Here is a 23,707-nt window from a genome sequence, read left to right as displayed (position 1 = left end):
GCCCACGGGGGAGCCCATGACTGGACTCAGCGGGACAGTTCGACCAGCACCGGCGAGGGCTGGGCGGAGGGTTCGAGCGGGGCATTGCTGACCGACAGGAAGCTACTGAACCCCACGGCCACGGTCGCCACGGCCAGGACCGCCAGTACTGCCACGATGCAGAAGATGCCGCGGTCGGTCAGCTGCACGGCACTGGCGGCGCCACGCTCCCCAGAACCCACCAGCTCGAGCTGCACCGGTCCGGCCAGGAGTTCGGGCCCCGAGGGCTGCACCGGCCGCCCCACCGGCATGGCCGGCTGCAGGGGCCTGGCCACCGGCCCACGCAGGCGCCCCTGTGCGCGACGACGAATCGTTGCCGGGGTGACGGCGGGGATCCTCGCGACGAAGGTTGCACTCATGACTACTCCTCAGGTCTGGACAAACCCTGCCGCGAGCCATCCGCCCGTCGAACAGGTGTTCGATGCTTGAACACTAGCCCGGTCACCCGGCCTCAATCAAACGATTGTTCGAATGGGGCCGAAAGCTTCAGGTTTCGCGCTCGTGACCGAGTCAAACAGTCCCCCCTGACAGTTTTCGCCGGACACCTCCCACCCCCGCCGTACGAGGCCGCGTGGACCCCTCGAACAGATGTTTGATTGGGACTGTCGCGAGCACTAGTCTTGTGCCATGGCACGTGGAACGAAGGGCAAGTCAGAGGCACGGCGACCCGTCGGACGCCCCAGCGACGAGGAGGTTCGCAGGGAGCTCTCGCGCGGTCGCACGATGGTGGAGCCCAGCGTCGACGGCATGAGTCCACGCCAGCGCCGCGTGCTCGAGGTGATCCGCGAGAGTCTGGAGACCCGCGGCTACCCGCCCAGCATGCGCGAGATCGGCGAGCACGCGGGCCTGGCCAGCTCGTCCAGCGTCTCGCACCAGCTCAAGCAGTTGGAGTCGCTGGGCTACATCCGCCGGATCCCGGGCCAGCCGCGCGCCATGGAGGTGCACCTGCCCCCGTCCATGCTCCCCACCGAGGCCGAGGCCAACGACCCCACCGACGTGGGCGACAGCTTCCCCACCGCCGTCAACGTCCCAATGGTGGGACGCATCGCCGCCGGTGGGCCGATCCTGGCCGAGGAGCGCGTCGAGGAGGTTTTCCCCCTGCCCCGCCAGCTGGTGGGCGAGGGCACGACCTTTCTGCTCGAGGTGCACGGCGACTCGATGATCGACGCCGCCATCTGCGACGGCGACTGGGTTGCGGTCCGGCAGCAGGACGATGCCGACAATGGCGACATCGTCGCGGCGCTGCTCGACGACGAGGCGACCGTCAAGACCCTCAAGAAGACGCCTGGCCAGGTCTGGCTGATGCCACACAACGAGCAGTACTCCCCCATCGACGGCAACCACGCGAGGATCCTCGGCAAGGTCGTCGCGGTGCTGCGTCGCGTCTGAGGCGCGCCCTCCGCGCCCATGAAGAAGGGGCCACCCACGGCGCGTGGGCGGCCCCCTCGACATGCTCGAGGACTATCCCTCCTGCAGACGCCGCAGCGCTCCGACGGCCACCTCGCGCTCGGCTGTCATCCAGAAGTCGGGCATCGAGGCCCGCAGGAAGCCGCCATAGCGTGCCGTCACCAGCCGGGGGTCCAGCACCGCCACCACGCCCCGGTCGGTGACGCGACGCACCAGGCGCCCGGCACCCTGGGCCATCAGCAGACCGGCATGGGTGGCCGCCACCGACATGAAGCCATTGCCGCCGGCCTGCGTCACCGCCTCCTGACGGGCCAGCACCAGCGGGTCGTCGGGGCGCGGGAAGGGGATCTTGTCGATGATCACCAGCTGGCAGGTCTCTCCCGGCACGTCGATCCCCTGCCACAACGAGACCGTGCCGAACAGGCTCACCTCCGGGTCGACGGCGAACTGGCGGGTGAGCTCCGACAACTGGGCATCGCCCTGGCACAGGACGGTCATCTTCGGCAGCTGCTGGCGCACGTGCTTGGCGGCGGCCTCCGCGGCGCGCTGGGAGCTGAACAGCCCCAGGGTCCTGCCACCCGCCGCCCAGACCAGCTCGGCGACCTCCTCGAGCACCTCCGGAGCCGTCCCGTCACGCCGGGGCCGCGGCAGGTTCCGGGGCACGTAGAGGATGCCCTGCTTGCGGTAGTCGAAGGGGGTGCCGACGTCGAACCCGCGCCAGGCCAGCGCATTGTCCGGGTCATGCTGGTCACCCACCAACCGGTCGGCCTTGCGCAGCCCGATCTGGCCCGCCACCTGGGTGAAGTCGCCGCCGATCTTGAGCGTCGCCGAAGTGAGGATGGTCGTCCTCTCCCCCAGGACCTTCTCGCGCATCAGCCCGGCCACGCTCAGCGGCGCCACCTGTGCCTGACGGCCGAAGCGTTCCCGCTCGCTGACCCAGACCACGTCATTGCTGGACAGGTCCGCCATCCGCTCTGCAATGTCGAAGACCTCCTTGGCGGCCGCGGCCGCCTGCTGTTGCTCCGGGTCGACGTCCTTGCGGTTCTTGTCGGCAGCCTTGCCTCCCAGGCCGCTGACCACCCGGCGGGCCACGTCGCGGATGGACTCGAAGGCGGTCACCGCCGCACCCACGGGCTGGGAGATGCGGGCCAGGTCGGTCTCGTCCAGAGCCACCCGCAGGATGTCGGCCGACTCCAGGAACTCCAGGCCCAGGTCGTCGCTGAGCCAGGGCAGCACCCGCTTGGCGACCCGCTCAACCAGCTGGGGGCTGAGCTCAGCCGAGGCGGCTCCGGTGACCCTGCCCACCAGTTCGTGCGCCTCGTCGATGATCACGACCTCGTGCTCCGGCAGCGCGGTGCCTCCATGCATGGCATCGATCGCCAACAGCGCATGGTTGGTGACCACCAGCTGCGATGCCCGGGCCTTCTCGCGGGAGGACTCGACGAAGCACTCCGAGCCGTAGGGGCACCGGTTGACGCCCAGGCACTCGCGCACCGGCATCGAGACCAGGCCCCAGGAGCGGGGGCTGTGGGCGGGGGCGTCGTCGCGGTCGGCGAGCTGGCGGTCCTTGAGCTGCTGTTCGGCCCACTCGCGCAGCATGATCACCTCGGCGCCCAGCACCGAGTCGGCATCGGCGCTGGACTTGCGAAGCCCGTCGGCGAGCTCGGCGCCGCCCAGCAGCGTGTCCTGCTCGTCGGCGATGCCATCGCGCGTCTTGAGCAGGCAGGCATAGTTCGTGCGGCCCTTGAGGATGGCATGGCTGGGTTCGCGCCCGGTCACCTCGCGGACCGCTTTGAGGGCATTGGGGATGTCGGAAGTGGCCAGCTGCGCCTGCAGGGCCAGGGTGGCGGTCGCGATCACGATCCGCTGGCGGGTGGACTGCACGTGCAGCAAGGCCGGGGCGAGGTAGCCCAGCGACTTGCCGGTGCCAGTGCCTGCCTGCACCAGCAGGTGTTCGCCGGTGTCGATCGCCGCCTCGATGGCCTCGGCCATCTGCTGCTGGCCGGGCCGCGGGGTCCCGCCGATCGCGGACACCGCAGCCTGCAGCACCTCGGCCGAGCTCACCTGGCTGGTGCTCGTCTTGGACGCGGCAACTTCCTGCTCCGGCTGGGCCGAGGCGGACTCGTTCTTCTTCTCGGCAGACGGCATCGGGCCAGCCTACCTGCGGACCGGGCCCGCCGTGCGGGTCACGACGGGTCCTGCACCTCGAAGGCCTTGAGCTCTCCGGCCAGGTCCGGATGCACCCGGGCCACGACGCGGGTGCCCTCGCCGGTGTGCTCGACGGTGACCAGCTGGCCGTGCTTGTGGATGCGGTCCACCAGGTCGCCACGACCATAGGGGATCAGCGCGTCGACGGAGACCTCCGGGCTGGGCAGTCGGCTCTCGGCCACGGCCCGCAGCTCCTCGATGCCCTCCCCCGTCCGGGCGGAGACGAAGACGGCATCGGGATACTGGGTGCGCAGCACCTGCAGGCTGTCGTCATCGGCCGCATCGACCTTGTTGATCACCAGCTGTTCGGGGACATTGCCGGCGCCGATCTCGTTGAGCACCGTGCGCACTGCGTGCACCTGGCCCACCGGGTCGGGGTCGGACCCGTCCACGACGTGCAGCAAAAGGTCCGCCTGCGCCGACTCCTCCAGCGTGGATTTGAAGGCCTCCACCAGGTCGTGGGGCAGGTGGCGCACGAAACCGACAGTGTCGGTGAGGGTGTAGACGCGCCCGTCGGGCGTGGTGTGACGACGGGTCGTCGGGTCCAGCGTGGCGAACAGGGCATTCTCCACCAGCACACCGGCGTCGGTGATCCGGTTGAGGATCGACGACTTGCCAGCATTGGTGTAGCCCACGATCGCGATCGAGGGAATGCGGTTGCGACGACGATCGGCACGCTTGTTCTCACGGGTCGCGTTGAGGTCCCGCATCCGCTTGCGCAGGATCGCCACCCGGGTGTTGATGCGGCGACGGTCGGTCTCGATCTTCGTCTCACCGGGGCCACGGCCACCGATACCGGCACCGCCGGCGGCCTGGCCACCGGCCTGGCGCGACAGGTTGCCACCCCAGCCACGAAGCCGCTGGCGCAGGTACTGCAGCTGGGCCAGCTCCACCTGGGTCTTGCCCTCGACGCTCTTGGCGTGCTGGGCGAAGATGTCGAGGATCAGGGCCGTGCGGTCGATCACCTTGACCTTGACCCGGTCCTCGAGGTTGCGCAGCTGCGCCGGTTGCAGCTCGCCGTCGCAGATGACGGTGTCGGCGCCGGTGGCCACCACCACCTCGCGCAGCTCGTCCACCTTGCCGCGGCCGATGTAGGTGGCCGGGTCCGGCGACTTGCGCCGCTGCACCAGGCCCTCCAGAACCTGGGAGCCCGCGGTCTCGGCCAGCAGCTTCAGCTCGGTCATGGCATTCTCGGCGTCCGCCTCGCTGCCGGTGGTCCACACGCTGATGAGCACCACGCGTTCCAGCTGGAGGTCGCGGTACTCGACCTCGCTGATGTCGGCCACCTGCGTGGACATGCCGGCAACTCGCTTGAGGGACAGTCGTTCGGCCAAATCGAGCTGGAGGCCGTCATGGTCCCCTGCGTCGTACTCTTCTGGGTCGCGGCCGTCGGCGTCGAGGTCGCCGGCGCCCAGGTCGTCGTACAGGTCATCGAAGTCGTCGTCATTGCGACGGGAGTCAGGTCGAGTCATCGTTGTCCCAGCTTGTCACCTGCAAGCAAGCCCGGCCAGCCATTTTCGCCCACGGCGGGGCGGTCCTCAGTCGGGCATCACGACCTCACCGCGGCCGACCACCACCGCTGGCCCGGTCAGGTAGGCCTGGCTGCCGTCCAGCTCGACCACGAGGCGACCGCCCGAGACGTCCACGACCACCTCGCCGCCACCGAGCCCGGCGCGACGGGCATGGGCCGCCGCCGCGGCAACCGTGCCGGTGCCACAGCTCATGGTCTCCCCCGCCCCGCGCTCGTGGACGCGCATGGCGATGTGGTGCTCGTCGATGACGTGCACGAACTCGATGTTGGTGCCCTCGGGGAAGGCCTGCGCGGGTTCCCAGACGGGTTCATGGGTCAGGTCCAGTGCCGACAGCTCGTCCGCACCGTCGACGAAGCAGACCGCATGGGGGTTGCCGACATCCACGGTGGTGGCCTCCCAGCGACCCTCCCCCCTGCTGACCTGCACCGGCTCGTCGCCCAGCCGTACCTCGCCCAGCAGGGTGCGGATCGTCCCGTCGTGCTGCGGCCAGGCACGGCGCAGACCGGCGCGGGTCATCACCTCGATCTCGCGACCGGAGACCAGGCCCTCCTCCAGCAGGTAACGCACGAAGACGCGCAGACCGTTGCCGCACATCTCGGCGATGGACCCGTCGGCATTGCGGTAGTCCATGAACCAGCGCTCCGGCTCGTCCTCGTGGTCCTCGATGGACGAGGCCATGGTCACGCGCAGCAGGCCATCGCCGCCGATGCCGGCACGCCGGTCGCACAGGAATCGGACGTCATCGTCGTCCAGGCGCACCATGCCGTGACGATCGGTGACGATCACGAAGTCGTTCTGCGTGCCGTGCCCCTTGGCGAACTTCCAGGTCCTCATGGGCGTAGGTTACGCGCCCGCCCGAGGACCAGACCAGATCCGGACCCCCTGCGAGGCTCAGCCCAGCGCCTGGCAGACATCGTCCACGATCCGTTCAGGACTGGACGGATCGCCCGCCGGCAACCAGACCACCCGCGGGTCACGCCGGAACCACCCCAGCTGCTTGCGGGCGAAGCGACGGGTTCCCACCTTGGTCATCTCGCGGGCGGTGTGCTCGTCCACCTCGCCGTCCAGGTGGGCCAGCACCTGCCGGTAGCCCAGTGCCCGGCTGGCCGTCAGGCCCTCGCGCAGGCCCTGTTCCTCCAGCCGTCGCACCTCCTCGACCAGCCCGTCGGACCACATCTGGTCGACGCGCTCGTTGATCCGCCGGTCCATCACTTCCCGGTCGATCTCCAGGCCGTACTGGAGCACGCGCTCGAGGGCATAGGTCCACTGCGGCAGCCTCGGGCGCAGCTCGCCGGTGAGTTCGAGCACCTCCAGGGCCCGCACGATGCGTCGTCCGTTGCCGGGGTCCATCGACGCGGCAGCCTCGGGGGCGCGCTGGGCGAGCTCGGCGTGCAGGGCGTACGGCCCGACCTCGGCCAGGCGCGCCTCGTGGCGGGCCCTCACCTGCGGGTCGGAGCCGGGGAAGTCGAAGTCGTCGACGATCGCGTGCACGTACAGGGCCGAACCGCCGACGAGCACCGGGACGATCCCTTCGGCACGCAGGCGCGCGATCACCTCACGGGCCAGGGCCTGGATGTCGGCGACGGTGGAGGTCTGCGTCACGTCGAGGATGTCGACCAGGTGGTGCGGGACAGCGGCCAGCTCCGCGACGGTTGGCTTGGCCGTCCCGATGTCCATGCCGCGGTAGACCAGCATCGAGTCCGCGTTGACGATCTCGCTGGGGTGACCCCGCCGCGTGAGCTGCTGGGCCACCCGGATCGCCAGGCTGGACTTGCCGGAGGCGGTGGGACCGTTGAGGACGACCAGGGGTGGGAGCACGCAGCCATTGTGCCAGCGCGGTGTCGGCCCGTTCGCGCGCCAGCTGCGACGCCGGCGGCGAAGTGGTTGCGCCCTCAGCGCAGCACCCGAGCCGATCCTTGACCCGGCCCAGCGCGGGAAGGAAGTGCGGGGCCCTACCGAAAGACCACGGCTCGCTGGTCTTCCCGTTGAGACAGATCGGAAGGAATGACCATGGGCCTCTTCGACAAGGCCAAGGACGCGCTGCAGGGCAACGGCGAGGGCACCACCGCCGACAAGGCCCGCGACCTCGCGAACCAGCACGAGGCCAAGATCGACCAGGGCATCGAGCAGGCCGGCGACCAGCTGGACTCGCGCACCGGCGACAAGCACGCCGCTCACGTGGACAAGGGCCAGCAGTTCCTCCAGGACAAGACCGGCAATCTCTGAGCCTGACCACCTCCCCGCACGGGACGACCGGGGGCGGACACCATCGGTGTCCGCCCCCGGTCGTGTCCGGGCGTCTGGGCCCGTCAGCTCGCGGGCGCGCCAATCGTCGGCATGCCCAGGCTGACCCCGGCTGGTGCCGGCGGTGCCTCGTGGCGGGCCTGCCAAGCGTCCCCACCGCGCGTGCGGCGCAGCTGGGTGATCCCGGCATCGGCATTGAGGTGGTGCGGCGCTGCATGGGTGATGACCGTGGTCGCCACATCGCCCGGGCGGGGCCGCAGCGCCGGGTCGGCGGGGACGGTGACGTGCACCAGGCGGTTGTCGCGGGCCCGCCCGGACATCCGGTTGGTCTCGGCATCCTTCTTGCCCTCCCCCACGGCGAACATGACCTCCACCTCGGCGCCCTCCAGCTTCTGGTTCTCCTCCCAGGCCAGCCGGTTGACCAGTTCCAGCAGGCGCTCGTAACGATCCTGCACGACGGCCTTGGGCACCTGGTTGTCCATCACGCCGGCGGGCGTGCCGGGACGGATCGAGTACTGGAAGGTGAAGGCGGCGCTGAAGCGCGACTGCTCCACCACGCGCAGCGTCTCCTGGAAGTCCTCCTCCGTCTCACCGGGGAAGCCGACGATGATGTCGGTGGTGATCGCCGCGCGCGGGATCTTGGTGCGCACCTCGTCGAGGATCCGCAGGAAGCGCTCGCTGCGGTAGCTACGCCGCATCTCGCGCAGCACCTTGTCCGAGCCCGACTGCAGGGGCATGTGCAGGCTCGGCATCACATTGGGGGTCTCGGCCATCGCGTCGATGACGTCGCTGGTGAAGCTGGCCGGGTGCGGGCTGGTGAAGCGCACCCGTTCCAGGCCCTCGACCTGGCCGCAGGCCCGCAGCAGCTTCGCGAAGGCGCCCCGATCGCCGAACTCCACGCCGTAGGTGTTGACGTTCTGGCCCAGCAGGGTCACCTCCTGCACGCCCTCGTCGACCAGCGCCTGGACCTCGGCGAGGATGTCGCCCGGGCGACGGTCCGTCTCCTTGCCGCGCAGCTGGGGCACGATGCAGAAGGTGCAGGTGTTGTTGCAGCCCACGCTGATGCTCACCCAGGCCGAGTAGGGCGACTCGCGGCGCGTGGGCAGGTTCGACGGGAAGTTCTCCAGCGCCTCGGCGATCTCCACCTGGCTGGCCTGCTCCACCCGGGACCGCTCCAGCAGCACCGGCAGCTTGCCGACATTGTGGGTGCCGAAGACCACGTCGACCCAGGGCGCCTTCCCGACAACCACGTCGCGGTCCTTCTGCGCCATGCAGCCACCCACGGCGATCTGCATGCCGGGCCGGGTGCGCTTGACCGCGGCCATGTGGCCCAGGGTGCCGTAGAGCCGGTTGTCGGCATTCTCGCGCACCGCGCAGGTGTTGAAGACCACCACGTCCGCGCCGCCCTCCTCGGAGACGTCGCGGTCACTGCGCACCAGCCCAGCACCCTCCAGCAGGCCGGAGATGCGCTCCGAGTCGTGGACATTCATCTGGCAGCCGTAGGTGATCACCTGGTAGGTGCGGGGTGCTGCGGGCGCGCTGGTGGCAATGGATGCAAACATGGTGGGACAACTCTAGATTGCGTGGGTGGCCCGCGGTGAATCGTGCCTCGCAGGCGAGCGGCCGCAGGTCCTAGGGTGGGGCCCATGATCTCGCCCACCGGCACCCAGCACACCCTCGTCCACGGCACCCAGCAAGCGGTGGTCACCGAGCTCGGTGCGGCCCTTCGCAGCTACACCGTCGACGGCCGCGACGTCGTGCTGCCCTTCGAAGTAGAGAACTCCCCGATCGGCTGCCAGGGCCAGCACCTGATGCCCTGGCCCAACCGCATCCGCGACGGCCGCTGGGTCCACGACGGCATCCAGCTGCAGCTCCCACTCAGCGAGCCCGAGCGCAACAATGCGATCCACGGCCTGGTCTGCTGGGTGCCCTGGACGACCGTCGAGCAGTCCGACGAACACCTCGTGCAGCGCTACCTGCTGCATCCGCAGCCCGGCTGGCCCGGCGTGGTGGAACTCCAGCTGGAACACCGGCTCTCGGACGACGGGCTCACCGTCACCGTGCGCGCCAGCAATGTGGGCCCCCAGGCCGTGCCCTTCGGCTACGGGGCCCACCCCTACCTGCTGGCCCCCGACGGGACGCTGGCCGACTGCACCATCCAGGTGCCCTTCTCGACAGTGCTGGGCGTCGACGAACGCCTGCTGCCCACCGAGACCCGCCCCGTCGACCAGACCGTCGTCGACCTGCGAAAGCCCAAGCTGCTGGCCGGGGTGGGACTGGACACCGCCTTCACCGGAGCCGAGCGCGTCGAGGGACGTTGGGACATCTGCCTGCAGGGAAGCGAACACCGCACGCTGCTGTGGGGTGACGAGTCGATGCGCTGGGCCCAGCTCTACACCCCCGGCGACGGCCGCAGCCTGGCCGTCGAGCCGATGACCTGTGGGCCCGACGCCTTCAACCCGGGCCCCACCCACGAGGACCTGGTGGTGCTGGAACCTGGCGAGGACTTCGTCGGACAGTGGGGCCTGCTGCAGGAGGACGCCGATGCCTGAGGTGAGGAGGACGGAAGCCGATGTGCCGGCCGGCGTCACGCCCGGTGATGACGTGGTGGTCAGCCTGCGCGGCGTGACCAAGAGCTTCGACGGGCACGAGGTGTTGCGCGGCATCGACCTGGACGTGCGCCGAGGCGAGGTCCTGGTGGTCCTGGGACGGTCGGGCTCCGGCAAGTCCACCTTGGTGCGCACCATCAATGCTCTCGAGCGGATCGACGGCGGCACCATCACCGTCGACGGCTCACCGATCCCCGCAGGCGGAGCGGAGCTCGCCGAGCTGCGCTCCCGGGTCGCCATGGTCTTCCAGTCCTACAACCTGTTCCCGACGATGACGGCCTTGGAGAACGTGGTTCTCGGGCCGGTGGAAGTGCTGGGCCTGGATGCGCAGTCCGCCCGTGAGCGGGGCCTGCGCCTGCTGGCCAAGGTGGGCCTGTCCGAACATGCGGACCGCGTGCCGGGCCAAATGTCGGGTGGCCAGCAGCAGCGTGTGGCGATCGCGCGGGCGCTGGCGATGGAGCCTCGTCTGGTGCTCTTCGACGAGCCGACCAGCGCGCTCGACCCGGAGATGGTCACCGAGGTGCTGGAGGCGATGCTGCAGCTGGCTTCCGAGGGCCTGACCATGGTGGTGGTGACCCATGAGATGTCCTTCGCGCGGCGTGCCGCCGACCGGGTGGTGATGCTGGCCGACGGGACCATCGTGGAGCAGGGACCGCCCGAAGACTTCTTCGACCATCCCCGCACCCAGCGCGCACGCGACTTCCTGGCCGGTCTGGGCGCGGACCGCTGACTGCGGGGAGCCCCGGCCCCATTCCCTCGGCACGAGCTCCTGGCGGCGAAGCCGGTCTGGAGGAATGACAGCGCTCAGTGGGCTATCTCGGTGGCGCGGGATTCGCGCACCACGGTGACCCGGATCTGGCCCGGGTAGGTGAGCTCCTCCTGCACCTCGTGGGCGATCTGGCGCGCCAGCTGGTGCGCCGAGGCGTCGTCGACCACCTCGGGCAGCACCATCACGCGGACCTCGCGTCCGGCCTGCATGGCGAAGACGCGCTCGACTCCGTCGTGCGAGGCCGCGATCTGCTCCAACCGGTCGAGACGCTTGACGTAGGCCTCCAGGGACTCACGGCGGGCGCCGGGACGCGAGCCGGAGATGGCATCACAGGCCTGGGTGAGCACGGCCTCGACGGTGGTGGGCTCCACCTCGTTGTGGTGGGCGGCAATGGCGTGCACGATCTCGGGTGACTCGCCATGGCGGCGCGCCAGCTCGGCTCCGACCATGGCATGGGTTCCCTCCACCTCGTGGCTCAGCGCCTTGCCGATGTCGTGCAGGAAGGCGGCGCGGGTGCAGGTGGCGACGTCCAGGCCCAGCTCGGCTGCCATCATGCCGGCCAGGTGACCGCACTCGACCAGGTGGCGCAGCACGTTCTGGCCGTAGCTGGTGCGATAGCGCAGGGCTCCGATGGTGGGCAGCAGGGCGGGGTCGATGTCGGAGATCCCCACTTCGGCCAGTGCATCCTCGGCGGCGCGCAGGATGCGCTCGTGGATGCGTTCGGTGCTGCGCTCGTGCACCTCTTCGATGCGTGCCGGGTGGATCCGGCCGTCGGCGACCAGTTCCGCTAGCGTGAGGCGTGCCGTCTCCCGGCGCACCGGATCGAAGCAGCTGAGCAGCACCGAACCGGGCGTGTCGTCGATCATCACGTTGACGCCGGTGACCTGCTCGAAGTGACGGATGTTGCGGCCCTCACGGCCGATGATGCGCCCCTTCATCTCGTCGCTGGGAAGGTCGAGGGTGCTCACCACCGATTCGGAGGTCTGCTCGGAGGCCAGGCGCTGGATGGCGGTGACGATGATGCCGCGGGCGCGGGAGTCGGCCTGCTGGCGGGCCTCCCGTTCGATGTCTCGCGCCAATGTGGTCGCCTCCAGCCGGGCCTCGTGCTCGGCCTGGGCAATGACCTCCGCGCGGGCCTGGACCTGGTCGAGACCGGCGACGCGCTGCAGCTCCTCGGCGGCTCGTTCCCGGTCGGCCTGTACTTGCTCCTGCGACTCGGCGATCTCGTCCAGTCGGGCCTGGATGTCGTGCGACTCGGCCAGCGCGCGGTCCTCGCGCTCCCCCAGTCGCTGCTCGCGGGTCTCCAAGGTGGAGCGGAGCTGGCGCAGGTCGGCTTGCTCGAGACGGATTCGCTCCCCCTCCAGCTCGGTGCGCTGCTGCACCTCGGCCAGGCGCCGCTCGAGCTCGGAGCGTCGTGACTCGGCCGAGGCAGCACTGCTGGCGGCCTGGTCCGTGCGATCGCGCAGCTCGCTCCTGTCCCGGTCCGCCTGCTGGCGCGCCTTGGCAAGTTCCTGGCGTTCCTGCTCGTCGCGCTGGCGCTGGTCGGCCACTTCCTGCTCACGGCTTGCCAGTTCGGCCTCGCGACGATCCAGCGCGGCTTCGCGCCGATGGGCCACGTCCTCCTCGAGGCGTGCCTGTTCCCGGCCGACGCGCCGGGTCTGGACGAGTGCTGCTGCCAATCCACTCGCCAGCAGCCCCATCACACCCAGAGCAACCCAGAGCCAGACCATCGTTCCTCCTCCTCGTGGGAGGCGGTCGCGAGGGGGTGGGGTCCGACAGCTCGACGAAGTGGCCTCCACTTCTCCTTCGAGGCTAGTTGTCGGCCCGACCACGGGCAAGACGATCGACCGTCGGCGGCCAGCCCGTCACCACTGGCCGGTCTCGTAGGGGCCCCGGTCGGAATCCATCACCTCTCGGAGCACCTGACTGACCACGCTGGAGGAATAGCCCTTGCGTGCCAGTGCACCCGCCATCCTGCGGTAGGCCACCTCGCGTGGCAGCGAGTGGACCGAGCGCCACTTCTTGCGCGCCAGCTCGGTGGCCAGGGCCACCTCGCTGTCGTGGTCGATCTCGTCCAAGGTCGGGTCGATGAGGTTTCGGTCGACACCCTTGGTCTGGAGCTCACGCCGCACGGCCATCTTCGACAGTTTGCGGCTGGAACGACGGGCTCGGGTCCACTGCCGGGCGAAGCTCTCGTCGTTGACCAGGCCCACTTCCTCGAAGCGATCCAGCAGCTCGTCCCGCACGTCCTCGGGCACGCCCTTGGCATCGAGTTTGCCCGCCAGCTCCTGACGGGAGTGGTCGCGCATGGTGAGGATGCGCAGCGCGATCTCGCGCGCCACCTCCATCGGGTCGGCGTCAGGACCAGCGGCCTGCGCGGGAGCTTCCCGCGCAGGCCGTCGTCCGAACCCTTGGTGACTCATCCGGGGCTACGTCCGCCTCAGAAGGCGACTTCGCCGGTCACCGGATCGATACCCTCGGGCACCTCGTCGGTCTTCTCCTCGGGCTGCTCCCCCATGCCCAGGGCAGCGAGGATCTTGGCCTCGATCTCGTCCGCCACCTCCGGGTTCTTCTTGAGGAAGTTGCGGGCATTCTCCTTGCCCTGGCCCAACTGGTCGGTGCCATAGGTGAACCACGCACCGGCCTTGCGGATCACACCCTTGTCGACACCCATGTCGATCAGACTTCCCTCCCGGCTGATCCCCTGGCCGTAGAGGATGTCGAACTCGGCCTGCTTGAAGGGAGGGGCCACCTTGTTCTTGACGATCTTGACGCGGGTGCGGTTGCCGACGGGCTCCGTGCCGTCCTTCAGGGTCTCGATGCGGCGGACGTCCAGACGCACCGAGGAGTAGAACTTCAGCGCCTTGCCGCCGGTGGTGGTCTCGGGCGAACCGAACATCACGCCGATCTTCTCGCGCAACTGGTTGATGAAGATTGCGGTGGTTCCGGCCTGGCTGAGGGCACCGGTCATCTTGCGCAGCGCCTGGCTCATCAGTCGGGCCTGGAGACCGACGTGACTGTCACCCATCTCGCCCTCAATCTCGGCGCGGGGGGTCAGGGCGGCCACGGAGTCGATGACGATCAGGTCGAGGGCTCCCGAACGGACCAGCATGTCGGCGATCTCGAGGGCCTGCTCACCATTGTCGGGCTGGCTGACCAGCAGGGCATCGGTGTCGACACCGAGCTTCTCGGCGTAGTCGGGATCGAGCGCGTGCTCGGCGTCGATGAAGGCGCAGATGCCACCCGCCTTCTGGGCATTGGCCACGGCGTGCAGAGCGACGGTCGTCTTGCCGCTGGACTCAGGACCGTAGATCTCGACGATGCGGCCGCGGGGCAGCCCGCCAATGCCGAGTGCGATGTCCAGCGAGACCGAACCGGTGGGGATGAAGGCGATCGGGACGCGGGTCTCGTCACCCAGACGCATCACACTCCCCTTGCCGTGCTGCTTCTCGATCTGGGCCAATGCGGCCTCGAGAGCCTTCGTGCGGTCTGCAACAGCCATGACGGCCTTCCTTCCTGGTCCGGGCACCTGCCCGGTCGAAATGGGGTGTCCTGCATTCACCGAGGACTCTAGGAATCGGCTCTGACAATTTTTCACGTCGGTGCCGCCGCTGTGGACAACCTGCCATGTGGACAAGCCCTCAGCGCTCTTGCCTGCGTCTGATCGGTAGGACGCGCCCAGCCTAGAACAATTGTTCGATTGCAACAATGTGGCGCGCTGCCGCCCCCTCAGGCCAGCCACCCCCTGCTGGGGCGCCGCTCCCCGGGACGGGGCCGCGGCCCTGGCTCAGCGAGCGCTGGGCGGAAGCTCCAGCATTGCCCACACGGCTCGCCAGATGGCCTGAGCCGGCACTCCCTGAGCTAGAGCCTCACGGACGGTGCACCCGTCCAACTCTGCCAGCACCACCATCTCCGCCCAGTACTCGACGGTGCCCTCAGGAAGCCACTGCGCCATGCGCCGCCACAGTTCGGTCTCACTCATTGCAGGATCCCGTCATGACGATCAGGCTACCCGGCGCCCCCGGTGGGCCCACCGGCGTGAGATCTGCAACATTTGCCTCGTCATCCCGTGAATCGACCGCTTGGATGGCTAGCCTGAAAGAAGACCTACCGGTGGTCCTTCGTGCCAGCATGCGTCAGAGCCGACGAGTGGACGGGTGCGGAGGATCCCCCTACCCATGACGGAAGGTACTCACAGATGCAACCCAATGACGGGGATGCCATGGCAACCCAGAAGACCAGGACCGAGTCTCCGGACACGTCCGGGGCCACCGTCCTTGACGGGGACGAGCACGAGCTCAAGCGTGAACTCAAGAACCGCCACCTGCAGCTGATCGCGATCGGCGGAGCCATCGGCACCGGCCTGTTCCTCGGCGCCGGACGCACGATCCACCTCGCTGGCCCCTCGATCCTGCTGGTCTACCTGGTGATCGGCTTCTTCCTCTACTTCGTGATGCGAGCCATGGGCGAGCTGCTGCTGTCCAACCTCGCCTACAAGTCCTTCGCGGACTTCGCCACCGACCTCGTGGGCCCCTGGGCCGGTTTCTACGTCGGCTGGACCTATTGGATGTGCTGGGTGGTGATCGGCATCGCCGACACCGTGGCCATCTGCGGCTACCTGGCCGTCTGGTTCCCGGACCTGCCCAAGTGGATCCCGGCCCTCATCGTCGTGATCACCCTGACTGCGCTCAACATGGTGGCCGTCAAGCTCTTCGGCGAGCTGGAGTTCTGGTTCGCGATGATCAAGATCATCACCATCGTGGCCCTGGTGCTGGTGGGTGGCTACCTGGCCATCACGCACTTCCAGCCCCCGATGGCCGGCACCCCGGCTGCCTCCTTCACCCACCTGTGGGATCGCGGCGGCTTCTTCCCGCGCGGCCTGATGGGCTTCTTGGCAGGCTTCCAGATCGCCATCTTCTCCTTCCAGGGCATCGAGATGGCGGGCACCGCCGCGGCCGAGACCGCCGACCCGATGCACAACCTGCCCAAGGCCATCAACTCCATTCCGGCCCGAATCCTGATCTTCTACATCGGCGCGCTGTCGGTGATCATGGCCGTCATGCCGTGGGACCTGATCGACCCCGACAAGAGCCCCTTCGTGGAGATGTTCGGCTTCATCGGCGTGGGCCTCGCCTTCCACATCATCAACTTCGTGGTGCTCACCTCGGCAGCCTCGTCCGCCAACTCCGGTGTCTTCTCGACCTCGCGCATCATGTATGGCCTGGCGCGCGAGCGCAATGCCCCAGGACGCTTCGCACACCTGAACCACCGCCACATCCCCTTCCGGGCACTCCTGCTGACCGCGGCCTGCATCTCGCCGGCCATCGTCCTGGTCATGCTGTCCGACACCGTGATGGATGCCTTCGCCCTGGTCGCCGGCGTCTCCTCGGTGCTCTACATCTCCGTCTGGGGCTTCATCCTGGTGTGCTACCTCGCCTACCTGAAGAGGCACCCCGAGCGCCACGCCGAGTCCATCTACCCGATGCCCGCCGGGCGCGTGATGTGCTGGGCCGGCCTGGCCTTCTTCGCCGCCATGCTCGTCGTGCTGGCACTGGATCCCGGTTCCCGCTTGGCACTGGCCGCAGCACCGGTCTGGATCATCCTGATGGCCGTGCTCTACCGGGCCATGGCGCAGGCGCGCACCGAGGTGCAGCCGATGGACTTCGACGCGGAGCGTGAAGCCGCGATGGAGCGTGTCCGCCTGCACGTGATCGACCACCATGCCGAGGAGGCCGCGCTCAAGAACGCCAAGCAGGCGCGCAAGCGCTGACCCACCAAGGCCGACCATCCCTGTGGGTGGCGGAGGCAGGAAACTGTCAGGACCACCGGTCACAATGGCTCACATGAACCAGCGTGCCGATGACTCCCTGGCGGGCTTCGCCCCCGCCACCCGCTCGTGGTTCTCGCAGGTCTTCGCGGATCCCACACCGGCACAGGTCGCCGCCTGGCAGGCGATCGGGAGCCGCCAGCACGCCCTCGTAGTGGCTCCCACCGGTTCTGGCAAGACTCTGGCGGCCTTCCTCCACTGCCTGGACCGACTGGCCACACAAGCCCGCCCCGGCAAGGTCCGGGTGCTCTACGTCTCGCCACTCAAGGCACTGGCCGTGGACATCGAGCGCAACCTGAGGGCGCCATTGCGGGGCATCCAGCTGGCCGCCGAACAGCTCGGGGAAGCGGCACCGCAGGTGCGGGTGGCCGTGCGCTCCGGCGACACGCCCGCCAAGGACCGGCGCCGCCTGCAGACCGATCCCCCCGACATCTTGATCACAACGCCCGAGTCACTCTTCCTGATGCTGTCCAGCCAGGTGGCCGAAACCCTCGACGAGGTCGAGACCATCATCGTCGACGAGGTCCACGCCCTGGCGGGCACCAAGCGCGGCGTGCACCTGGCGCTCAGCATGGAGCGGCTGGATGCCATGAGCGCCAGGGGCGGCGCCCAGCGCATCGGGCTCTCGGCCACCGTGACGCCACCAGAAAGGGTGGCGGCCTTCCTCGGCGGTGACCGGCCGGTCACCGTCGTGGCACCGCCATCGGCCAAACAGTGGAAGCTCGACGTCGAGGTCCCCCTGGAGGACATGACCGACCTGTCCAGCCCGCCGGGACGCGACGTCCATCCTGGGGAGGACGCGCCGGCCAATGCGTCGATCTGGCCCTTTCTGGAACATCGCATTCTCGAACTGGTGGACGCCCACCGCTCGACCATCTGTTTCGTCAACTCACGACGGGTGGCCGAACGGCTCACCTCCCACCTCAACGACCTGCACACCGAACGCCTCGAGGCCGGCAACCCGGAACCTTCTGCCGCCCCCGCCCAGGTGATGGCCCAATCGGGCGCCACCCGCGGCAATGACGGCACCCGGGCACCCGTGGTGGCCCGCGCCCACCACGGGTCGGTGAGCAAGGAACGCCGTGCCGAGATCGAGGCCCAGCTCAAGTCCGGCACCCTGCCGTGCGTGGTCGCCACCAGCTCGTTGGAACTGGGCATCGACATGGGCGCGGTCGACCTCGTGATCCAGGTCTCCTCTCCCCCATCCGTCGCCAGCGGCCTGCAACGCATCGGCCGCGCCGGACACCAGGTGGGGGCCACGAGTCACGGCGTTGTGCTCCCGACGCATCGCAACGACCTGCTCGAGGCCGCGGTCGTGGCCAGGCGGATGATGGACAACCAGATCGAGTCCGTCCCTCGGCTGCGCAATCCGCTGGACGTGCTGGCCCAGCACCTGGTGAGCATGTGCGTGGACCAGACCTGGCCGGTCGCCGACGCCCTTGCCCTGGTACGTCGTTGCGATGCCTACCGTGAGCTGCCCGAGGCGGTCTGGGAATCGGTGCTCGACATGCTCAGTGGTCGCTATCCCAGTGAGGACTTCGCCGAGTTCAAGCCCCGACTGGTCTGGGACAGGGTGGCACAGACCCTGACCGGACGCCCTGGTGCCCGTCGGCTGGTGGTGACCTCCGGCGGCACGATCCCCGACCGGGGCCTCTTCGGTGTCTTCCTGGTCGGTACCGGGAGCGCCTCGGGCAAGCGTGAACCGGGCCGGCGGGTCGGGGAGCTGGACGAGGAGATGGTCTACGAGTCCCGGGTGGGGGACGTGTTCACCCTGGGGACCACCTCGTGGCGGATCGAGGAGATCACCCCCAACCAGGTACTGGTCACCTCCGCCGCCGGCCTGGCGGGACGGCTGCCCTTCTGGACCAGTGACCAGCCGAGCCGTCCGGTCGAGGTGGGCCGCGCGATCGGTGAGGCGATGGCCGAGATCACCGCCAGCGGCGACCACACGCTCCGGCTCCCGGCCGGGCTGGACCTGCAGGACTCGGCCAGGGCCAACCTGGCCGGCCTGGTGGCCGAGCAGGTCGCCGCCACCAGCGTGGTGCCCTCCAGCGAGGTGCTGATGGTGGAGCGCTTCCGCGACGAGCTGGGCGACTGGCGGGTGTGCATCCACAGCAGTCTGGGGCGGCGCGTGCTGCAGCCGCTGTCGCTGGTGGTGGAGGCGCGTGCCCGCGAGGTCTTCGGCGAAGAGGTGCACGCCGTGGCCGGCAACGACGGGATCGTGCTGCACGTCCCTGATGTCGGCGACCAGTCCCCCGGCGCGGAGCTGCTGATGGCCGACCCGGACGAGGTCCGCGACCTGGTGACCCAGGAGCTCTACGGTTCAGCCCTGTTCGCCTCCCGCTTCCGGGAGTGCGCAGCGCGCGCCCTGCTGCTGCCCCGCCGTACGCCGGGGCGTCGAACGCCCCTGTGGCAGCAGCGGATGCGTTCGGCCCAGCTGCTGCAGGTAGCAGGCCAGTACCGCGACTTCCCGATCGTGCTGGAGGCGATGCGGGAGTGCCTGGAGGACGTCTTCGACCTGCCCCAGCTGGAGGAGCTGCTGCGCCAGGTCACAGCACGGAGGGTGCGCGTGGTGGAGGTGGAGACCCAGGAGGCCTCCCCGATGGCGCGCAGCATGATGTTCGGCTACACCGGCGAGTTCATCTACGACGGCGACCAGCCCCTGGCTGAGCGACGACTCGCTGCGCTCAGCCTCGACCCGGCCCTGCTCGCCCAGCTGCTCGGCCAGGAGTCGGGGCAGATGGTGCTCGACCCGCAGGTGGTGGCCGAGCTGGAGGCGGAGCTCCAGCACCTGGTCGAGGACCGACGGGCGGGCTCGGCGGAGCAGTTCTGGGACATGCTGCGCCACATCGGCCCGCTGGGGTTCGACGAGTGCCGCGAGCGCAGTGACCAGGACCCGACGACGTGGCTGACGGAGCTGGAGGCGGCGGGACGCGTGGGGCGGGCACGGGTTGCCGGTGTGGAGCGGGTCGCCGTCACCGACGACTTCGCCCTCTTGCGCGACGGGCTCGGGATTCCCGTCCCGGCCGGGCTGGCCGTCCCCTCCTCGGTGGCCGACCCGACCTCGGCGATCGACCGCCTGGTGCAACGCTGGTGCCGCACTCACGTGGTGGTGCGCGCTGAGGACATCGCCACGCGCCTGGGCATTGGGACTGCGCAGGTGGCAGCCCGGCTGGATGCGGCCGTGGCCCGACAGGAGGTGCTCACGGGAGATTTCGACGGCGGCGCGGGTGCCCAGTACATGGCTTCCCAGGTGATGCGCACGGTGCGTCGCCGCACGCTGGCGGCCTTGCGGCATGCCGTGGAGGCCGTCGAGCCGGAGGGATTCGCACACTTCTTGGCGCAATGGCACGAGGTCACCGCCCCACCCACCGGGATGGATGGCCTGGTGCAGGCGGTCGAGCTGTTGGCGGGCTATCCGATCCCGTCCTCGATGCTGGAGACCCTCGTGCTGCCCTCACGGGTCGCCGGCTACCAGCCTGCGATGCTCGAGGAGCTGCTCTCGACCGGTGAGGTGGTCTGGACGGGCCACGGCGCGCTCGGGGCCAAGGACGGATGGGTCCAGCTCTGGCCGGGCGATGCCGTCCTGCCCGCCCTGCGCGAGGACGGCGCCGAGCTTTGCGACTTGTCCCAGCGCATCCTCGCGCATCTTCGAGGGGGCGGCGCGTGGCGGGTGGAGGACCTCGACTTCGGCGAATCGGCCTCGGCAGTGACCGAGGCACTGTGGGACCTGGTCTGGGCGGGACTGGTCACCTGTGACAGCTTCCTGCCGCTGCGCGCTGCCAGTGCCCGCGGGGTCCTCAAGCACAAGGTCGCAGCACGCCCCACCCGGCGCTCGGCACTGCGGCAACTCCGTCCGGTCAGCTCGCCGTCACTGCCCGGGCGCTGGAGCGCGGTGCGTGCCAGCCAGGACGGTGTCGAGGCGGACCTGGGACGGATGGCGCTGCAGCTGGGTCGCTATGGCGTGCTCACGCGCGGCAGTGTGCTCAGCGAGGAGATGGGCATGAACTTCAGCCAGGCCTATCGGTTGATGGCCCAGCTGGAGGAGACCGGAGCGGTGCGCCGCGGCTACTTCGTGGAAGGCCTGGGTGCCGCGCAGTTCGCACTGCCAGGGGTCGTCGACCGGCTGCGCGAGGTGGGGGCCTCGGAAGCGACCGAGACGCGCGCCGCCACCGCACCCGTCGTGCTGGCGGCGTGTGACCCGGCCAATCCCTATGGGGCATCACTGCCCTGGCCCGACAGCGAGGGTCATCGGCCGACCAGGCGGGCGGGCGCCCTGGTGGTCCTGCACGCGGGTCGTCCGGTTCTCTTCCTGGAACGGGGAGTGCGCACCCTGGTGACCTTCGGCGCGCCCGAACAGGACCTGTCGTGTGCCCTGGAGGCCCTGGTCGCCACGGCACGTTCCCGTTCACTGCCCACCATGACCATCGAGAAGGTCAACGGCACCCCGGCCCTGACCGACGCCCGCATGGGAGCACTGCTGCAGGCAGCGGGCATGGCGATGACCCCCCAAGGCTATCGCCTGCGGCTCTGACCCGGGGTGGCCGGGGGCACAAGCCTGGCTGCAACCGTCCAGGAACCGGCCCGGACTAGGATCTGGAATGAGCACTTGCGCAGTCACTGCGCTCAGCCGCTCACCAGTGACCTCCAGGAGGCGACATGAACGCCGACATCGCCCATTCGGCCAAGCGCTCCGAGCGCATGGCCGCGATCCTCGCGGCGCTCGCAGAGCGTGGCCAGCTGCAGTTGCGCGAACTGGCGGAGATGTTCGACGCGTCGGCCGCCACCATCCGCAGGGACGTGAGCCAGTTGGCGGACCAGGGCTTGCTGATTCGCAGCCACGGTGCGGTGCGTAGCCTCGGACACACCACCGAACTTCCGGTGAGCCTGCGCGACGGCCGCAATCGTGACTCGAAGCAGGCGATCGCGCGCTGCGTGGCCTCCATGCTGCCCGCCGGGCGGCATGCGATCGCCCTCACCGGGGGCACGACGACCACGGAGGTGCTGCGCGCACTGCACCCTCGCGAGGACCTCACGATCATCACCAACTCGGTGGGGCTGGCACTGGAGGCCGCAGGCCAAGGACGTTCCCGGGTCCTGGTGGCGGGGGGCGTGCTGCGCCCCAATTCGCTGGAGCTGGTCGGCGGGCTCGCCGAGGCCACCTTCCGCCAGGTCAACGTCGGCACCGCCATCGTCGGCTCGGACGGGGTGAGCGTCACCGGCGGACTGACCACCCACGACGAGGTGGAGGCACACACGAACCACACCATGATCGCTCGCGCCCAGCGAGTGATCGCGGTGGCCGACGGCTCCAAGGTGGGACGGATCCTGCTCGCCAGGCTGGCAGGCCTGGACGAGATCGACGTTCTGGTCACCGATTCCCACGCTGATGCCGCCGAGATCGGTCTCATCCGCGCCCAGGGCATCGAGGTACACCAAGTGGAGGCCGCCAGCAGCGGGGCCCTGGGTGGGTGGGCGGCCGCCGGGAGCTGAATCGACCCGGCGAGGCCGCTGCCTCAGGCGGCGACGGTCACGCGCTGCCCCTCGGCCAGGGCGAGCTTGTTGCTGACGGTGGCCAGCACCGAGGACATCGGGACCTCGAGCGCCTTGCAGATCGAGGCCAGCAGTTCGCTGGAGGCCTCCTTCTGGCCGCGCTCGACCTCAGACAGGTAGCCAAGGCTCACCCGCGCCGCCATGGACACCTCGCGCAGCGTCCTGCCTTGGGCGAATCGCTGTTCACGCAACGTTTCACCGATAACTTCGCGCAGGAGTACAGGCTTCACGGGACCCCAACTTTCTGTCTTCTCCGACGCGGTTGTCGAAGAGGTCTGCACCATCTCAACGAACTTGTTGCCCCAATCGCTCCCCTGACGGGGCGGGGTTCAGCTGATGTTCAGCCCAACGAGGTCTTTCTCACCTCGAAGGGGGAATCATCATGCGGGATCCTGCGTGCTCCTGGCATCTCCCAGGTGGGCAGCCAGCAGTTCCAGCGCCGCTCTTCCAGTATTCCATCTGATCGCCGATCGGCCACCATCGAAATGGTGAAATCTGGTGGTCATTGCGTCGCCCACTCCCGCCAGCGCGATCCAGACGGCACCGACCGCCTGGCCATCCTGCGGGGACGGACCGGCCACCCCGGTGCAGGAGACGGCGAGGTCAACACCGAGGGCCCGCCGGGCGCCGCGCGCCATCTGCACCGCAGTCTCCTCGTTGACCACCCCGTGGGCTGCGACGCCCTCGGCATCCACGCCGGCCAGGGCCACCTTGAGCCCACTCGCGTAGGTGACCAGTCCCCCACGAACGACTCGGCTGGCTCCGGGCACCTCGGTGAGCGTCGCCGCCAGGGCGCCGCCGGTCAGGGATTCGCAGGTGCCCAGGGTCAGTCCCCGAGCGGCCAACTGTTCCACGACTGCGCCTGCGACGGGGACCAGGTCGGGCCAGACGACGTGGCTCACGGACGTCCCGGATGTCCCTCGGCGGCCCAGCGGGCCAGGGCCTCGCGGCGCAGCTTGGCGGCCTCGCGCAGGTAGTCCAGGCCGGTGAGCACGGTGAGCACGAAGGCGGCAGCCATCAGGAACCAGGCGATCCACTGCACCCACAGGGGCAGCATGGGCAGCCACATCAGGTAGAGCACGAGGGCAAGCGCCTGCACGAAGGTCTTGGCCTTTCCACCCCGGTTGGCCGCCATCACGCCGTACTTCATGATGGCCCAGCGCAGGATGGTGATACCCCACTCGCGGACCAGGATGATGATGGTCACCCACCACTGCAGTTCCCCCAGGATGCTCAGACCGATGAATGCCATGCCGGTCAGCGCCTTGTCGGCGATGGGATCCCACAGCTTGCCGAAGTTGGTCACCAGGTCGTACTTGCGGGCGATCTTGCCGTCGACGAAGTCGGTGGCGATGGCGAAGCAGAAGACCGCGGTGGTCCACAACCGCCAGTCCCACTCGTGGGGATGGCTCAACAGCATCCACGCGAAGACCGGGACCAGCGCCATGCGCACCCCGGTGAGGACATTGGGGACATTCCACTGGCTCGGGGTCGCGGTCTTCTCGCTCATGATCCTCCT

General features: G+C 69.1%; 20 protein-coding genes. 7 read left to right on the top strand and 13 right to left on the bottom strand.

Annotated elements, in window-relative coordinates; genetic code table 11:
* Positions 1–26: 26 nt before the first annotated feature.
* The gene (locus ACYVKA_RS10910) at positions 27–398 is read right to left on the bottom strand and encodes a hypothetical protein (protein ID WP_460705372.1); all 372 of its coding nucleotides are present in this window, start codon (positions 396–398) and stop codon (positions 27–29) included.
* Positions 399–666: 268 nt separating this feature from the next.
* On the opposite strand from ACYVKA_RS10910, the gene lexA reads away from it, so the two are divergent.
* On the top strand, positions 667–1,428 hold the full coding sequence (gene lexA / locus ACYVKA_RS10905; protein WP_460705370.1) for a transcriptional repressor LexA: 762 nt from the start codon (positions 667–669) through the stop codon (positions 1,426–1,428).
* 72 nt (positions 1,429–1,500) lie between these two features.
* Here the strand turns inward: lexA and ACYVKA_RS10900 are convergent, their stop codons facing one another.
* The 4 genes from ACYVKA_RS10900 to miaA form a co-directional block, all read right to left on the bottom strand.
* Positions 1,501–3,594, bottom strand: coding sequence for an ATP-dependent DNA helicase (locus ACYVKA_RS10900; RefSeq protein WP_460705368.1), 2,094 nt, complete (start codon positions 3,592–3,594; stop codon positions 1,501–1,503).
* 38 nt (positions 3,595–3,632) lie between these two features.
* On the bottom strand, positions 3,633–5,126 hold the full coding sequence (gene hflX, locus ACYVKA_RS10895; RefSeq protein WP_460705366.1) for a GTPase HflX: 1,494 nt from the start codon (positions 5,124–5,126) through the stop codon (positions 3,633–3,635).
* A gap of 66 nt (positions 5,127–5,192) precedes the next feature.
* Positions 5,193–6,020: a diaminopimelate epimerase gene (gene dapF / locus ACYVKA_RS10890; RefSeq protein ID WP_460705364.1), complete on the bottom strand. Its 828-nt coding sequence runs from the start codon at positions 6,018–6,020 to the stop codon at positions 5,193–5,195.
* Positions 6,021–6,077: 57 nt separating this feature from the next.
* The gene (gene miaA, locus ACYVKA_RS10885) at positions 6,078–7,004 is read right to left on the bottom strand and encodes a tRNA (adenosine(37)-N6)-dimethylallyltransferase MiaA (protein ID WP_460705362.1); all 927 of its coding nucleotides are present in this window, start codon (positions 7,002–7,004) and stop codon (positions 6,078–6,080) included.
* A 192-nt stretch (positions 7,005–7,196) separates the two neighbouring features.
* On the opposite strand from miaA, the gene ACYVKA_RS10880 reads away from it, so the two are divergent.
* Complete coding sequence (locus tag ACYVKA_RS10880; protein ID WP_460705360.1) at positions 7,197–7,412, top strand: antitoxin; 216 nt, start codon at positions 7,197–7,199, stop codon at positions 7,410–7,412.
* Positions 7,413–7,495: 83 nt separating this feature from the next.
* Here ACYVKA_RS10880 and miaB read toward each other — a convergent pair whose 3' ends face one another.
* Entirely contained in the window at positions 7,496–8,992 is a 1,497-nt protein-coding gene (gene miaB / locus ACYVKA_RS10875; RefSeq protein WP_460705358.1) for a tRNA (N6-isopentenyl adenosine(37)-C2)-methylthiotransferase MiaB, read from the bottom strand.
* 84 nt (positions 8,993–9,076) lie between these two features.
* Here miaB and ACYVKA_RS10870 point away from each other — a divergent pair, with 84 nt between their 5' ends.
* Both ACYVKA_RS10870 and ACYVKA_RS10865 read left to right on the top strand, forming a co-directional pair.
* Entirely contained in the window at positions 9,077–9,982 is a 906-nt protein-coding gene (locus ACYVKA_RS10870) for an aldose 1-epimerase family protein (protein WP_460705356.1), read from the top strand.
* Positions 9,975–10,769 carry an amino acid ABC transporter ATP-binding protein gene (locus ACYVKA_RS10865; protein ID WP_460705354.1) on the top strand — a complete coding sequence of 265 codons (795 nt, stop codon included), beginning with the start codon at positions 9,975–9,977 and terminating at the stop codon, positions 10,767–10,769. The genes ACYVKA_RS10870 and ACYVKA_RS10865 overlap by 8 nt, the downstream gene beginning before the upstream one ends.
* 74 nt (positions 10,770–10,843) lie before the next feature.
* On the opposite strand, the gene rny is transcribed toward ACYVKA_RS10865, so the two are convergent.
* The 4 genes from rny to ACYVKA_RS10845 form a co-directional block, all read right to left on the bottom strand.
* A complete protein-coding gene (gene rny, locus ACYVKA_RS10860; RefSeq protein WP_460705352.1) occupies positions 10,844–12,538 on the bottom strand; it encodes a ribonuclease Y in 1,695 nt (564 codons plus the stop codon).
* Between the two features lie 135 nt (positions 12,539–12,673).
* The gene (locus ACYVKA_RS10855) at positions 12,674–13,231 is read right to left on the bottom strand and encodes a regulatory protein RecX (RefSeq protein ID WP_460705350.1); all 558 of its coding nucleotides are present in this window, start codon (positions 13,229–13,231) and stop codon (positions 12,674–12,676) included.
* 17 nt (positions 13,232–13,248) lie between these two features.
* Positions 13,249–14,310, bottom strand: a complete 1,062-nt coding sequence (recA, locus tag ACYVKA_RS10850; RefSeq protein ID WP_394276715.1) for a recombinase RecA — start codon at positions 14,308–14,310, stop codon at positions 13,249–13,251.
* A gap of 285 nt (positions 14,311–14,595) precedes the next feature.
* Positions 14,596–14,790, bottom strand: coding sequence for a DUF3046 domain-containing protein (locus ACYVKA_RS10845; RefSeq protein WP_394276714.1), 195 nt, complete (start codon positions 14,788–14,790; stop codon positions 14,596–14,598).
* Between the two features lie 240 nt (positions 14,791–15,030).
* On the opposite strand from ACYVKA_RS10845, the gene ACYVKA_RS10840 reads away from it, so the two are divergent.
* The 3 genes from ACYVKA_RS10840 to ACYVKA_RS10830 all read left to right on the top strand — a co-directional run bounded on the left by ACYVKA_RS10840 (position 15,031) and on the right by ACYVKA_RS10830 (position 22,128).
* Entirely contained in the window at positions 15,031–16,578 is a 1,548-nt protein-coding gene (locus tag ACYVKA_RS10840) for an amino acid permease (protein WP_460705348.1), read from the top strand.
* Positions 16,579–16,642: 64 nt separating this feature from the next.
* Positions 16,643–21,169 carry a DEAD/DEAH box helicase gene (locus tag ACYVKA_RS10835; RefSeq protein ID WP_460705346.1) on the top strand — a complete coding sequence of 1,509 codons (4,527 nt, stop codon included), beginning with the start codon at positions 16,643–16,645 and terminating at the stop codon, positions 21,167–21,169.
* A gap of 167 nt (positions 21,170–21,336) precedes the next feature.
* Complete coding sequence (locus ACYVKA_RS10830) at positions 21,337–22,128, top strand: DeoR/GlpR family DNA-binding transcription regulator (protein ID WP_394276721.1); 792 nt, start codon at positions 21,337–21,339, stop codon at positions 22,126–22,128.
* A 23-nt stretch (positions 22,129–22,151) separates the two neighbouring features.
* On the opposite strand, the gene ACYVKA_RS10825 is transcribed toward ACYVKA_RS10830, so the two are convergent.
* The 3 genes from ACYVKA_RS10825 to pgsA form a co-directional block, all read right to left on the bottom strand.
* Entirely contained in the window at positions 22,152–22,418 is a 267-nt protein-coding gene (locus ACYVKA_RS10825; RefSeq protein WP_394276711.1) for a helix-turn-helix domain-containing protein, read from the bottom strand.
* Positions 22,419–22,568: 150 nt separating this feature from the next.
* Positions 22,569–23,090, bottom strand: coding sequence for a CinA family protein (locus tag ACYVKA_RS10820; protein ID WP_460705344.1), 522 nt, complete (start codon positions 23,088–23,090; stop codon positions 22,569–22,571).
* Positions 23,087–23,698 carry a CDP-diacylglycerol--glycerol-3-phosphate 3-phosphatidyltransferase gene (pgsA, locus tag ACYVKA_RS10815; RefSeq protein WP_460705342.1) on the bottom strand — a complete coding sequence of 204 codons (612 nt, stop codon included), beginning with the start codon at positions 23,696–23,698 and terminating at the stop codon, positions 23,087–23,089. The genes ACYVKA_RS10820 and pgsA overlap by 4 nt, the downstream gene beginning before the upstream one ends.
* Positions 23,699–23,707: the final 9 nt, after the last annotated feature.

The organism is Luteococcus sediminum (assembly GCF_054783495.1).
Note: the sequence above shows the minus strand (reverse complement) of the source record. Positions and strands in the feature narration are given on the sequence as shown.

Coding starts and splice junctions, on each gene's coding strand:
- ACYVKA_RS10910 (WP_460705372.1), bottom strand. CDS start 398: ATGAGTGCAACCTTCGTCGCGAGGATCCCCGCCGTCACCCCGGCAACG.
- lexA (WP_460705370.1), top strand. CDS start 667: ATGGCACGTGGAACGAAGGGCAAGTCAGAGGCACGGCGACCCGTCGGA.
- ACYVKA_RS10900 (WP_460705368.1), bottom strand. CDS start 3,594: ATGCCGTCTGCCGAGAAGAAGAACGAGTCCGCCTCGGCCCAGCCGGAG.
- hflX (WP_460705366.1), bottom strand. CDS start 5,126: ATGACTCGACCTGACTCCCGTCGCAATGACGACGACTTCGATGACCTG.
- dapF (WP_460705364.1), bottom strand. CDS start 6,020: ATGAGGACCTGGAAGTTCGCCAAGGGGCACGGCACGCAGAACGACTTC.
- ACYVKA_RS10880 (WP_460705360.1), top strand. CDS start 7,197: ATGGGCCTCTTCGACAAGGCCAAGGACGCGCTGCAGGGCAACGGCGAG.
- miaB (WP_460705358.1), bottom strand. CDS start 8,992: ATGTTTGCATCCATTGCCACCAGCGCGCCCGCAGCACCCCGCACCTAC.
- ACYVKA_RS10870 (WP_460705356.1), top strand. CDS start 9,077: ATGATCTCGCCCACCGGCACCCAGCACACCCTCGTCCACGGCACCCAG.
- ACYVKA_RS10865 (WP_460705354.1), top strand. CDS start 9,975: ATGCCTGAGGTGAGGAGGACGGAAGCCGATGTGCCGGCCGGCGTCACG.
- rny (WP_460705352.1), bottom strand. CDS start 12,538: ATGGTCTGGCTCTGGGTTGCTCTGGGTGTGATGGGGCTGCTGGCGAGT.
- ACYVKA_RS10855 (WP_460705350.1), bottom strand. CDS start 13,231: ATGAGTCACCAAGGGTTCGGACGACGGCCTGCGCGGGAAGCTCCCGCG.
- recA (WP_394276715.1), bottom strand. CDS start 14,310: ATGGCTGTTGCAGACCGCACGAAGGCTCTCGAGGCCGCATTGGCCCAG.
- ACYVKA_RS10845 (WP_394276714.1), bottom strand. CDS start 14,790: ATGAGTGAGACCGAACTGTGGCGGCGCATGGCGCAGTGGCTTCCTGAG.
- ACYVKA_RS10840 (WP_460705348.1), top strand. CDS start 15,031: ATGGCAACCCAGAAGACCAGGACCGAGTCTCCGGACACGTCCGGGGCC.
- ACYVKA_RS10835 (WP_460705346.1), top strand. CDS start 16,643: ATGGCTCACATGAACCAGCGTGCCGATGACTCCCTGGCGGGCTTCGCC.
- ACYVKA_RS10830 (WP_394276721.1), top strand. CDS start 21,337: ATGGCCGCGATCCTCGCGGCGCTCGCAGAGCGTGGCCAGCTGCAGTTG.
- pgsA (WP_460705342.1), bottom strand. CDS start 23,698: ATGAGCGAGAAGACCGCGACCCCGAGCCAGTGGAATGTCCCCAATGTC.